Source organism: Akkermansiaceae bacterium (assembly GCA_024233115.1).
GTDB lineage: Bacteria > Verrucomicrobiota > Verrucomicrobiia > Verrucomicrobiales > Akkermansiaceae > Oceaniferula.
This window is the reverse complement of record JACKQB010000003.1, coordinates 553,060-565,637: the sequence shown is the minus strand read 5'-3', so window position 1 is coordinate 565,637 and position 12,578 is coordinate 553,060. Positions and strand designations below refer to the sequence as shown.

At 54.5% G+C, this 12,578-nt stretch carries 12 protein-coding genes; 4 read left to right on the top strand and 8 right to left on the bottom strand.

What is annotated here, in order from left to right:
- Positions 1–42: 42 nt before the first annotated feature.
- Positions 43–225, bottom strand: a complete 183-nt coding sequence (infA, locus tag H7A51_10395) for a translation initiation factor IF-1 (protein MCP5536625.1) — start codon at positions 223–225, stop codon at positions 43–45.
- A gap of 461 nt (positions 226–686) precedes the next feature.
- On the opposite strand from infA, the gene H7A51_10390 reads away from it, so the two are divergent.
- Positions 687–1,817 (top strand): VWA domain-containing protein, encoded by a 1,131-nt coding sequence (locus H7A51_10390; protein ID MCP5536624.1) that lies wholly within the window; start codon positions 687–689, stop codon positions 1,815–1,817.
- Positions 1,818–1,911: 94 nt separating this feature from the next.
- On the opposite strand, the gene ptsP is transcribed toward H7A51_10390, so the two are convergent.
- From ptsP to hprK, 3 genes are all read right to left on the bottom strand, one after another.
- Positions 1,912–3,675, bottom strand: coding sequence for a phosphoenolpyruvate--protein phosphotransferase (gene ptsP / locus H7A51_10385; protein ID MCP5536623.1), 1,764 nt, complete (start codon positions 3,673–3,675; stop codon positions 1,912–1,914).
- Positions 3,676–3,825: 150 nt separating this feature from the next.
- Entirely contained in the window at positions 3,826–4,089 is a 264-nt protein-coding gene (locus H7A51_10380) for an HPr family phosphocarrier protein (protein ID MCP5536622.1), read from the bottom strand.
- 107 nt (positions 4,090–4,196) lie between these two features.
- Positions 4,197–5,171: an HPr(Ser) kinase/phosphatase gene (gene hprK, locus H7A51_10375; GenBank protein MCP5536621.1), complete on the bottom strand. Its 975-nt coding sequence runs from the start codon at positions 5,169–5,171 to the stop codon at positions 4,197–4,199.
- A gap of 157 nt (positions 5,172–5,328) precedes the next feature.
- On the opposite strand from hprK, the gene H7A51_10370 reads away from it, so the two are divergent.
- Both H7A51_10370 and rimK read left to right on the top strand, forming a co-directional pair.
- On the top strand, positions 5,329–5,844 hold the full coding sequence (locus H7A51_10370; GenBank protein MCP5536620.1) for an ATP-dependent zinc protease: 516 nt from the start codon (positions 5,329–5,331) through the stop codon (positions 5,842–5,844).
- A complete protein-coding gene (rimK, locus tag H7A51_10365; protein ID MCP5536619.1) occupies positions 5,841–6,746 on the top strand; it encodes a 30S ribosomal protein S6--L-glutamate ligase in 906 nt (301 codons plus the stop codon). The genes H7A51_10370 and rimK overlap by 4 nt, the downstream gene beginning before the upstream one ends.
- Before the next feature lie 38 nt (positions 6,747–6,784).
- Here rimK and H7A51_10360 read toward each other — a convergent pair whose 3' ends face one another.
- The 4 genes from H7A51_10360 to H7A51_10345 form a co-directional block, all read right to left on the bottom strand.
- Complete coding sequence (locus H7A51_10360; protein ID MCP5536618.1) at positions 6,785–7,906, bottom strand: UbiA family prenyltransferase; 1,122 nt, start codon at positions 7,904–7,906, stop codon at positions 6,785–6,787.
- 83 nt (positions 7,907–7,989) lie between these two features.
- Positions 7,990–8,712, bottom strand: coding sequence for a hypothetical protein (locus tag H7A51_10355; GenBank protein ID MCP5536617.1), 723 nt, complete (start codon positions 8,710–8,712; stop codon positions 7,990–7,992).
- 31 nt (positions 8,713–8,743) lie between these two features.
- Entirely contained in the window at positions 8,744–9,880 is a 1,137-nt protein-coding gene (locus H7A51_10350) for a putative C-S lyase (GenBank protein ID MCP5536616.1), read from the bottom strand.
- 79 nt (positions 9,881–9,959) lie between these two features.
- Entirely contained in the window at positions 9,960–10,385 is a 426-nt protein-coding gene (locus tag H7A51_10345; GenBank protein MCP5536615.1) for a DUF2147 domain-containing protein, read from the bottom strand.
- Positions 10,386–10,496: 111 nt separating this feature from the next.
- Here H7A51_10345 and H7A51_10340 point away from each other — a divergent pair, with 111 nt between their 5' ends.
- Complete coding sequence (locus H7A51_10340) at positions 10,497–12,473, top strand: DUF455 family protein (protein MCP5536614.1); 1,977 nt, start codon at positions 10,497–10,499, stop codon at positions 12,471–12,473.
- The last annotated feature ends 105 nt before the right edge of the window (positions 12,474–12,578 follow it).

Sequence of the window (12,578 nt, the reverse complement as noted above, 5' to 3'; positions counted from 1 at the left end):
ATCGTGAGTGGTCTTTGTTAGATATGTCGGTGTCAAGTGGTGTTAACCCACACGGAAGACGATCCGTGCCTTGGTCGTATCATAGGGTGACATCTCCATCTTCACCTTGTCACCGACGACGAGGCGGATGAAACGTTTACGCATTTTACCCGATATGTGGGCAAGGACTTCATGGCCGCTAGGTAGAGCTACCTTGAACATCGTGCCCGCAAGCACAGATGTGATGGTGCCCTCGACCTCGACGGACTTGTCTTCACGGTCGTCGTCCTTTTTTTTGCGTGGTCCGTAATTGTGTCGATTCCGACTGCGGCCTCCGCCACCTCCGCCACGTCCTGGTCTTTTGGGTCTTCCTGCGATAGTGTGCTCCTTTGTTGGTTCAACCCCATTTCCATTCATATGAATGGCGGGGCGGCACATCATCCTGATTTATCGGCATTTCGCAACCTTAAAGTCTGGAATCATCACAGATTGATCGTATTCCCGTCTTGCGGGTGATTCCGGGTGCCCCATCAAAACAACAGGGCTCACCGAATCTCTGTGTCATGCATTGTGCCAGGATCTGAATTTCGCTTGACGATTCCATAGGATAAACCATGATTTTGTCGCGCTATCATTATTCACTAAGAAAATAATGCAGCCAATAGTTTTCAGGGTATCTTAAGTCATACCCCATCCCCCATCCCCCCATGAGTCTTCACGCACAACTTACTCCCGAGGCGCAAGCCAGGTTGAACGCCCAGCGAAGGAATTCGACGATTTCCAGTATTGTTATCGCAATGCTCTCAGTGGTGCTGATTGGTGTCCTGCTGATGCTCTTCCTGCTGCCGGTCGTCGATAGCTTTGCACCGGAAATTGTCAGTTACCAGGCTCCTGCCGAGGAGGAGCAAAAGCAAGAACAACGGGAGATGACGCGACAAGTCCAGCCGAAGCCGTCCTCGCCGTCATCTGCCATGGCCAAGGTGATTGCTGCAAACACGGTATCGAACATCGCCATACCGGTTCCGGACACCAATGCGGATCTATCGGTTGATCTTGGCAATGGGGATGATTTTGGCGACGGCTGGGGCGATGGTGACGGCTGGGGGTCCGGAGGCGGCGGCTCGACCACGTTTTTCGGTCAGAAAGTCACCGCCCAGCGGGTGGTGTATGTCATCGATTATTCAGCTTCGATGAAAGGACAGCGTATCAAGCTGTTGAAGGCCGAGCTTGCGAAATCCATTAACCGGATGGCGGCGGGAACCGAGTATCAGCTGATATTTTTTGCCGGGCCAGCCTGGTTGGCTGGTGACAAGGTGACCTTGGCCAAGGACAAAAGTAGTGCCACCGTTGTCAGTGACGACACGGATTACAAGTGGACGTGTGCTACAAAGAAAGCCCATGACTGGGATACCCAGGGAAGGAAGCAGTCCGCAGATTGGCTTGAGGCAAGCCAGGAGCAGCTTAATAAAAGCGCTGAGGCGATCAAAAACACCCAGCTTGTCTGGGGCACGGCATGGAAGGCCCCCTTGGAGATGGCCTTGGATATGAAGCCTACGCCTGATGTGATATTCTTTATGACGGACGGCCTGGCGGGGGGCGATTCTGAAGCTGTTGCACGCAGCATCGGGGCGCGGGCGAAATCACGTAAAATCCAGCTCAATACGATTGCCATGATGGACCCCAAGGCGGCCGAGGCAATGCGGATGCTGGCCGAGGCAAGTGGGGGGCAGTTCTCCATGGTCAATGCCGACGGCAAGGTGGTGAAGAATATCCCCAAGGGCAATGCTCCACCGAAAAAGAAGGCCAAGAAGAATCCGAAGAAGAAAGGCAAGAACTAGTGGCATGGCAAGCCCGCTGCGGGGCTGGCTACTTGTGAACCTTGCAGGGCTTCTAGGTGATAGAGATGTTGTCAGCTTTGTTAGGCTGGCAGCTTCAGTCGAGTAATTCGGGGTAGCACCTTCTGGCCATGCTTTCAGTGAGCGTCAGAATGTCCGGGCTGGAGCGAGCCGTAATGACCTCTTCCATCATCCCGGCACAATCGCTCTGCGACAGGCAACTGATCGCCTTTTTGATGCTTGGGAGGATGTGGGTGCCGACGGAAAGTTCATTGACCCCTAACCCGACCAAAATGGGGAGGATCTTCAAATCGCCCGCCATTTCTCCACAGACACCGGTCCAGATACCTTGGTTCCTGGCGGCACTCACCGTCATTTCCATCAGGCGGATCACTGCGGGGTGAGTGGGTTTGTAAAGGTGGGCGACGTAGGGGTTGACGCGGTCGACGGCAACAGTATACTGGATGAGATCGTTGGTGCCAATCGACAGGAAATCCACTTCTCTGGCGATTTCCCCTGCCATGAGTGCGGCCGATGGTATTTCTATCATGACGCCCACCTCGATATCGGGATCGAACGGCACTTTTTCCTCCACCAGCTCGTCCATCGCGGTCTTGAGTATTTCCTTGGCTTCGAGCACTTCGCGTAGGCCTGAAACCATCGGAAACATGATACCAAGTTTGCCATGCGCGCTGGCGCGGAGAATGGCGCGGAGTTGTTCCTTGAAAAGAGCCCTGCGGGTGAGGGAAACGCGGATGCCGCGCCAGCCCAGGAACGGGTTTGGCTCGGGATGGGAAAGGGGTTCGGCAGGGATTTTATCACCACCGGCATCCAGGGTCCGGATAATCGCCTGGTTGGGACTCATTTCCCTGGCCACCTGGGTGTAAACCTCTGCTTGTGCCATCTCGCCCGGCATCTCACCTCCTTCGAGCAGGTAAAATTCAGTGCGGAACAAGCCGATGCCTTCGGCACCGGATTCCTGGACGAGTGGAAGCTCGTTGGTGAACTCGATATTCGCCGAAAGCGTGATGCGGTGACCGTCCTTGGTGGTTGTCTTGTCGCCACGGATCGTTTCCAGCTGTTTGCGCGCCAGTCTTCTTAATTCAAACCGTTGCCGGTAATCATTCACCGTGGCTTCGGTCGGGTGGAGGATCAGTTTTCCCGAGTAACCGTCGAGGATGCAGTCGGCGAGGGTTTTTATATCAATGACGGCTCCCTCCAGGCCAACGATGGCCGGTATACCAAGGGAGCGGGCCAGGATAACGGTATGGGAGTTAATGCTGCCTTGCTCGGTGGCGAAGCCCTGCACATGGTTCCGGTCGATGGATGCTGTGTCGCTAGGTGTTAGATCGTAGGCGACCAGGATGTGTTTGTGGTCGGGGCGATCCCCATCCCCCCCTTTATCCTTCAGCTGGAAATTGCGAAGAACCCGCTGGCAGACGTCATCGATATCGGCGGCTCTTTCTTTGAGATAGGAATCGTTGATGCGGCGCATCGCTTCCAGAAAGGTCTGCATGACGGCGTAAAATGCGTATTCAGCATTCTGGAGGCGGTTTTCGATCGCCTTGTCCACCTTGTTGATCAGGGTGTGATCTTCCAACACCATCAGGTGGGCGTCGAAAATCTTGCCGTCGTCTTCGCCGGAAAGGTTTTCGATGTGGTGCCGGAGCGCATCGAGTTCAATTTTGGTGACCTCGAGGGCCTGTTTGAACCTTTCTTTTTCAGCAGGGATTTGCTCAGGCTTGATCTCGTAGACTTCGGGAGCGTTGAATCCTCTGGCGACGACGTGAACCGGGCCAAAGGCTATACCGGGAGAGCCCGGAGTTCCTTGGATAATGGTTTCCTGTTCTTCGACCTTCATGCGCGGCTAGTTTGCACACAAGCGGAGCTATGGTCAAAGCACAATCTTTGTCGGAGGGAACAGGGGGGAGGACCTAAAACCGGGGCTGGCCCGACTGGATTAGACTGGAATACTGACCGACAGTGACCTCACAAAGGTCCGGGTGAGGGTTTATTCCTCGAAATTGCGGGCGATAAGCTCGCCGAGGGCATCGAGTGCTGCTTCAGCGTCATTGCCATCAGTCGTGATGGTAAGGATGGAGCCGTGGCCTGCAGCAAGCATCATCAATCCCATGATCGATTTTCCGTCGGCTTGTTCATCATCTTTTTCCACCTGGATGTCGCAGGAGAACGTGCTGGCTTTCTTGACGAACTGTGCAGCGGGTCGGGCGTGGATTCCCAGTTTATTGGTAACGGTGAATTCGCGGGTAGGCATTGTTTTAAGATGATGGATGATTGGTGTTTCCTGCTGGCGGAGTCTAGATGAGTGATTCTCTGGGGGGAAGGGATTTTTTTCGCTTTTCGTAAGATATCCGCTGTTTCCTAAATGCCGAGGCCTGAACTTTCGCTGGACATTTTATCGAGCAGGCGCTGGTTAAACTCCGCGGCCATGTCATATCCCATGCTGCGTAGCTGATGCTCGAGGCATGTGATTGCAACGAGACGCGTTGTATCCCGTCCGGGCGCAACCGGGATTTCGACATTGGTAATCTCATAATCGAGGATACGGTAAGTCTTGCGGCTGACCCCGAGCCGATCCACGTTGTTGAGATCCGAGTGGGGTTTGAGAGTGACAACCAGATCGAGGCGCTTGGTAGGCCTGATGCTTCCGAGTCCGAAAATGTTGGCGACGTTGATGATGCCCACGCCGCGCATCTCGATGAATCCACGGGAAAAATCCTTGGTGCTGGCGACCAGCTCGCCACCCACCTTGCGCAGGATCACCATGTCGTCGGCGACGAGTGCCCCGCCGCGTTCGAGCAGTCCGATGGCCACTTCGCTTTTTCCAGCTCCGCTATCCCCCATGATGAGGACACCCACACCACGGAAATCGACCATACAACCGTGCCGGGTCGTCGATGCCGCGAAGTCGTCCTCGAGTAATAAAGTGGCGGCGTTGACAAACTTCATCGTCACCATGGGGGTGCTGAAAACAGCAATGCCAGCCTCGTTGGCGACCTTGAGTAGCTCGGGGCTGATGTTTTTGTTCCGTGAGGTGACTACACAGGGGATTTCGCGCTCGCAGATGGTGCTGAACCTCTGGATGCGTTCCTGTTTGCCCCGTTTGCTGAGGAAGGATTGCTCGGAATTACCAAACACCTGGATACGTTTATTGGCGAAATACGATAGGAAGCCCGCGAGGGCGAGCCCAGGGTGGTTGACTGTCGGCTCAAGGATTTTGCGCTCAAATCCCACGGCACTGCCTTGTAGTTTTAGTTTCAGTGCCGGGCCATGTCGCTCAAAAAAGTCACCGACTGTGAGGTGGGAGATGCGTTTGCGTGTATGCTTTATCGCCATATTCGCTGGCGATTCTAGCGGGTTTCCGCAACAAATGCACGCCTTGGTTGATCATTCCTGGCAATTTTTTTCCCTGTCACGATGTCTTGAACGTAGTGTCCGGCCGTGATAGCATCCACCTATGGCCATGACGTATATCTCCAGTCCTGTAAAATCAATGGAAGCATCCTCTACTGTGGCTGGGGAGCTGGCACTGCCAACCCGGGGAAGAATGAGCAGCCGCATCATCATCGGGCGTCGTGAATGGTTGTCACTGCCAGGTCTCGGTGTCAATATTGTCACGGCGAAGGTGGATACCGGTGCCTATACCTCAAGCTTGCATGCTGAGAATATGGAGGTTTTCGAACGTGATGGCTGTGAGTGGGTGAAGTTTGTTACCTACACGCACCACGGTGATACCGTTGAATGCGAGGCACCTCTGGTACAGCGGAAAAAAATAAAAAGCTCATCGGGCCGTGGCCGGAAACGTTTGATCGTAAGGACCGAGGCGAAATTGTCAGGGGGTTTTTCGTGGGAGGTGCTTTTAAGCCTTGCTGATCGCTCGGTTATGAAGTGTCCTCTGCTCCTCGGACGCCGTGCCCTGTCGGGCTATTTCGTTGTCGATACCCAAGCATCCCATTTACTGGGCAACATTAAAAAATTCACCGGGAAATCCCATCACCGTCGCTCATGAAAATCGCCATCCTCTCACGCAACTCCAAACTGTATTCCACCAACAGCCTCGTTGAGGCTGCCCATCGGGCCGGCCATGAGGTTCACGTCATTGATTATCTCAAATGCCACATGAATATCGCGTCGATGCGTCCCAGCATTTTCCTCGGTTCCAAGGAACTCAAGGGATATGATGCGATCATTCCGCGTATTGGTGCATCACGGACGTTTTTTGGCACTGCGGTTGTACGTCAGTTCGAAATCATGGGCGTGTATTCGGTGAACGAGTCCGTGGCCATCTCCCGATCACGCGACAAGCTGCGCAGTTTGCAACTTCTTTCCCGTCGGGGCATTGGTTTGCCGGTGACTACCTTTGCCCACGATACCAAGGCAACGGGCCACATGATCAAACTGTGCGGGGGGGCTCCGATTGTTGTCAAACTCTTGGAGGGCACGCAGGGCGTGGGTGTGGTGCTTGCGGAGACAGCCAAGGCGGCCGAGTCCGTTATTGAAGCGTTCCGCGGGCTTGATGCCAACATCCTGGCGCAGGAATTTATCAAGGAAGCCGGAGGTGCCGATATCCGCTGCCTGGTGGTTGGCGGGAAAGTGGTTGCTTCCATGAAACGCCAAGGCCGGGAAGGCGAGTTCAGATCAAACCTTCATCGCGGTGGTAATGCCGCAGTTGTTCGGATCACCCCCGAGGAGCGGTCTACCGCCGTACGCGCTGCCAAGATCATGGGGCTAAGCCTCGCCGGTGTCGATCTGCTGCGCTCGAACCACGGCCCCGTGGTCATGGAGGTCAACTCCTCGCCAGGACTCGAGGGGATCGAAAAAGCGACCGGAAAAGACGTCGCTGGCCAGATCATCAAGTTTATTGAGAGCAGCGTGGGCAAAGTAAGTAGCCGGACGAAGGGCAAGGGGTAGGTGAATGGATGATTTCAGATTGCAGAATGGATGATTGCCTAGGTTGCCGGGGTGACTCGCTGGAGCAGGAGTGCTAGCCCGAAGAGAACGATGCAGATGAGTGCAACGATTGGGGAGTTTCCCGCGATCATCACCGCATCAAGCAGGCAGAAACCCGCCAGGGCGCGTGACACAAAAAGCGGCTTGGAGGTTTTCAATGCCCGTAGGGTATGCCCGGTCCATGCTAAAGCGAGAATGAGCACGATCCAGTGGGACGTGCTGAGGTTGTTGGCAACGGTGAAAAATTTACCGTCTAATTGTTCCTGTCGCCAAGGCGGAGTTTGCCCGGCAGAGATGAAGGAGTTGAACCAGATGGAGACGAGGGGCAGTGCTAACATACCGACAGCGAGCGTTTTTCGGAAGGAAAATACTGAGGGGGAAGCCTCCGTAGAGGCAACCCAACTGAGTAGCAGGGTGTAGATACCAACGATGCAGGCGAGCACGGGCATCCATGGAACAACCCATTTCCAATGCATAAAGATATCATCTGAAACTGGTTGTAAAAAGTATGGCAGTAACCAGGATTGATGCACTGCCGAGATGGCAAGGAAAACGAGTTGAACTCTGCAAAACGCCATCAAGATCAGTGCGGCGGTTCGGTGTTTTTTATGAATATAGGCGTAGCATACGATGCTTGTCACCAGCAGGCAGCAAAGGATGATTTGATGGGGCTGTAGGGTACTTAGCCATACGCTGCTATTGAAAAGATCTTTGAAATCTGTCCACGTATAATTATACGTGCGGTTGTAGATAGCCGTGGAAGAGACAGCAATCAGGCTGAGTCCTGCCATGAGCAGTGACCAGGCTATCAGGGTAACCGATGTCGCGGAGATGATGCCGGAGGGAATCGGCCTGTCGGGTTTGTGGATGCTGTCGTATTCGATGTCCCGAGCATCTCCTAACATACATCCACCCAGGTAAATCAGAGAGGAGGCAATGATGAGGAAAACAAAGGAGGGAAGGATGATGGGATCATTCCCATATTCTATGGTGTATCCAAAGTAAGTGAAGGAGGTCGCCATGGTGTGCGCCACCAACACATTACTCCAGACCGTCGGCAGATTCGCCACGCGCCCTGTGGCTAACAGGGCGCGGAACTTTTCAACGAAAGGGGGCATCATAGTAGGACAGGTTTTTAACCTGTCGGCAGGATTTGTGAAGACGGAGGATAGTCACTAATGACCAATGACTCGCCATAGGCGAATTAAAACCTCACTTCAAACCAGATGCCGCCGTATGCCTGGTCGTCACCCGCGTCATTGTCGTCGAGTAGCACCGAGCCACCGACAAATGGTGTCACGGACACGGTCTCGGAAATATGGTAGGTGAAGGAAAGCCGGCTATAGGCGTCGTTCATTCCGTCGCGGCCATAGTAATCGTCGACGTAACTAACACCTGTCTTCAGCGAAAAGTAGGCTTTTTCGGAAACGGCTTTGGACCAGCGGGTTTCGGCATGACCGTACCAGGCCTCGGCTCCTGTGTCGTAATAGGCGCCGGCGGTGGCGCTGAAGTCTTTGCAGAAATGCCAGGTGGCAAAGGCACCAAGGTCGACGCCATCTTCAAACATGGCGGAAAGCGGTGGCGTGGAGTGGCTGAAGCTGTGGTAGGTGGCACTCAGTCCCAGGGTGAGCTTATCGCTTTTTTCAAAACGAAGATGGGTGAAAAACGCGGCCTCGTCAAAATCGCCACTGCCGGTTTCCGTGGCATACCATGCGCCGACATTCACAAAAGTATGGTTGTTGATCGCAATCTCGGCTTCGACCTGGAAATCAAGCGTGCTTTCGGCAAGCTCGAATCCCCGGTAAACGTAGCCACTGCGGTATCCGGTCACGGCTTCGATGCCGATTGGAATTTCGTTTTCGACATCCGCAGCAAGAAAAGTCGGTGAGGCAAGCGCAAGGAGGGAGAGAGAGGAGAGTGTTTTCATCGTTGAGGCTTAATTTAGGATGTTTTGGCTCTTAATCAATGACTTTAGCCATCTTTTCCAATCCTTCAAGCACCCGGTGATGCGGGCACCCGAAATTGAAACGGACATGGCCGGGCGCGCCAAAGTAGTTTCCATCCGACAAGTAAATCCCGGCTTCCTTTTCAAAATGCTGCGCCGGGTTGTCGAGGCCCGTCGACCGGCAGTCGATCCATGCGAGATAGGTGGCTTCAATAGCGGGGATCACAAACGGTGTGCGTGAGCGGACAAAGTCGGTGACGGTATCGCGGTTTGTCCGTAAATAGGCGAGCAGCTCCTGACGCCATGGCTCTCCATCGTGGTAGGCGGCTTCGGCCGCGTAATAGGAGAGACAGTTGATCTCAGGCAGTGTGTGGCCCCGGGCTGCCATGAATTTGCGGCGCAGTGAGTCATCACGGATCAAGGCAAAGGCATAACCAAGGCCGGCGATGTTATAGGTCTTGCTCGGGGCAAGCAGGGTGATGATACGTTTTTGAAAAGAGTCTGGAAGTCCGGCGGCGCAGACGTGGGGTGTTTGTGTATCATCCAGGATAAGGTCGCAGTGGATCTCATCGGATACGAGGATGAGGTCGTGTCGTTCACAGAACTCGGCGAGTCGGGTCATTTCAGCCCGGGTGAACACGCGGCCTAACGGATTCTGCGGATTGCTGAGCAGGAAGAGCCTGGTGCCGGGGGTGACGGCTGATTCCATGGCCTCCCAGTCGAATCCCCACTGGCCACCGGTTTCAACATGGGGCACGGAGATCACCTGCATCCTGGCGTCGTTGTGAATCCCCAGGAAAGGGGGGTAGATCGGGGTGCATGTCATCACCGCGTCACCGGGTGAGCCGAAGGCACGTGCGGCGAGCGATAGCGCCGGCACCAGTCCGCCGAGGTGTATGATTTCCTTTTCCTCGACCCGCAGGTCATGCCGACTCTGCATATAGCCGGTAATGGCATCCATCAGCCCGTCATGGGCCTGGGCGTAACCCATGACACCGTGGGCGACTCGCCGCTGCAATGCGTCGATCACACAGGGGGGCGACATAAAATCCATGTCTGCGACCCAGAATGGATCGAGTCCAGGAAACCTGTCCCATTTGATGGAGCCCGTTCCACGACGGGGGATGATCTGGTCGAAATCTGAGTTCATCTGCATGCGGGTGTGCTAGCGAACTCCACCGGCATTGGCGAGTAGAAACACTTTTCCACTGAGTCAGCCATCCGCATGTTTACTTTCCATACTTCGTCCAGCTTGCGGTTTTGCCTATCAGGGAAACGCCGACGTATCCGCGCATCATCAGTTTGCCTTGTTCAAGCCAGATTTTTCCTTTGTAGGTTTTGCCGGTCTTGGAGTCGTATACCGTGCCGCCACCCCACTTGTCGCCCTCCTTCGAGAAGCCACGGATGATGACAAGCCCGAGGAGCTTGCGCTTGTGTTTGGACGCATCGGGGTTGTTGGTATCGTGGGTGCGCTTGGGGTCCTTGACGTAGGAAATAACACCCATAAGCTCGCCCTTGCGGGTGACCTTGAGTTTGATACGGGCACTTTGATCATCCTTCAGCCACTCACCTTCAACGGGGTCCGCCGCAAAAAGGCTGGGGGTAAAAAGGGCAAGAATGGCGAGGACGAGCAGGGGAGCTATAGTTTTACGCATGATCATTTGGGTTGGATGAGGACATTTAGCCATAAATATCGCGCCGCGCGAAGGATATTTTCCAAGCTGAATTCTCTTGCTTCTTCATTCTTGCATCTTACCTCTGCACCCATGCAGGAGCTTGAGATGCGTGAGGTGGCGGAACGGATTTTGCTGGCGCAGTCGCTGGACGACAAACTTCTGCTTGCCCCCGAGCTCGGGCGGGGAGTTGTGGATGATCATCCAGGGAAGGCCGTGGCGGTGCCCGATGCCCCGGGCCGACCCGATGAGCTGAGAATCGTCGGCAAAAGCCTGCGTGTGGATTTCCCCGGAGTCAATAAGCTCGATGACGACCGCGAGCGCGGCAAGATGATGCATTTCCTGGCTAACCACGAGCTGTTGGCCGCCGAACTGATGGCTCTTGTATTGCTGAAGTTTCCTGACGCGCCCAAGGAATACCGCCGCGGAGTTTATGAGGCGATGCGTGAGGAGCAGATGCACACGCTGATGTATCTGCGCCGGATGAAGGACTGCGGCATCCGTTTCGGCGAACTTCCGGTGAACGATTACTTCTGGAAGCTGATCGCCCCCATGGCAACACCCATGGATTTTGTCACCCGGCTCAACCTCACGTTCGAGCAGGCCAACCTGGATTTTTCCAAACATTACGCAGCCTTGTTCCGTGAGGTGGGTGATCATTCCACGGCCTCGGTGTTAGAAAAAATCTACCTCGATGAAATTGGCCACGTCGGGCACGGCGTGAAGTGGTTCAGAAAGTGGAAAAAACAGGGCGAAACCGATTGGCAGGCGTTTAAAAAATGCCTGACCTTCCCGCTGGCACCTGCAAAGGCGAAGGGGCTGGCTCCGTTTAATGCCGAGGGGCGAAGGCTGGCCGGCTTTGATGACGACTTTATCAACCACCTGGAAGTCTGCGAGCAGTCGAGGGGCAGGACGCCGGTCGTGCATTGGTTCAACCCGAATGCCGAGTCCCATGTGGCGGCTTCCCTTACCGGAAAAGCATTTCATTCTAACAGCATGTTGGTGGCCATGGAAGAGGATCTGGAGATGCTGTCGCTGGCATGGTGCCGCCGGGACGATATCGCCCTGCTCAGGAATCCTCCCGGGAATGCGCATCTGGCGTACTTGAAACGCGCTGGATTAGATCTCCCGGAAATTGTGCAAGTTGGTGAGTTGGCCGACCGCAAACTCGGTGGACTACGACCCTGGGCATGGTCGCCTGACGCCTCCATAGAGCTCAAACCATTTGCGAAAGAAATCTCAGAAAACCTCCCATGGCAGTGGCGGGAATCAGTCCCTCCCATGTGGTTTAGCAAAGAGGTAGGTGTGAAGCTCTCGGAACAGCTCGGTCTTAGCGAAGGCTGCGGTGTATTTTACCAGGATGCCGAGCCAGCATCGGATGCGATCGAGTCAATGCGGGAGCCTGGTGATGTGTTGATCAAAGCCGCATTTGCTTGTGCTGGCCGTGGTCACAAACGGGTTGGGCAGAGCGATAGCTATCTTCCATGGTTGGAAAATACGATTCTCAAGCATGGTGGCGTCGTTGTTGAGCCATGGCTGGATCGGGTGATGGATTTTTCTGCTCTCTATGAAATTCGGGGAGGAGGGGATGTCGATTTCATCGGTATGACCGAAATGGAAAATGATGCCTCCGGCCGATTTCTCGGAACCCGTGTCTATCCCAAGTGGGGAACCGGCCTCGACCCGGAAGTAACCGAATTCCTATTTCGAGAAGCCAAAATCAACGACTGGTATCGCAATAAAATCCCAGCTGCTTTGGCTGGATTACTACAAGGATATATTGGCCCCGTAGGAGTCGATGCCATGGTTTATCGCCGATCCGATGGCACTCTGGGGCTACGTCACATCATCGAGCTCAACGTCCGCATGACCATGGGCCGCGTAGCACTTGAACTGCAGAAAAAGACTCTGCCCGGGAAAGGCGGGCAGTTTCGTATTTTACGTAAAAAACAATTGGGTGAAGATGAGTTGTCCACACTTTGTTCGCAGGATATTCACAGCCGATCTATCGTCATCAACAACCCAAAAACCGCCCGCGAGTTCATCGCCGTGTGGTCGGTGTTGGATTAAGAAAAGTAGGACAGCTTTGCAAGCTGTCGGCAACCCAAGTCCTCATCCTGCCGACAGCTTGCAAAGCTGTCCTACCTTACGTGTCCGGGCGGTGGACAGGACATG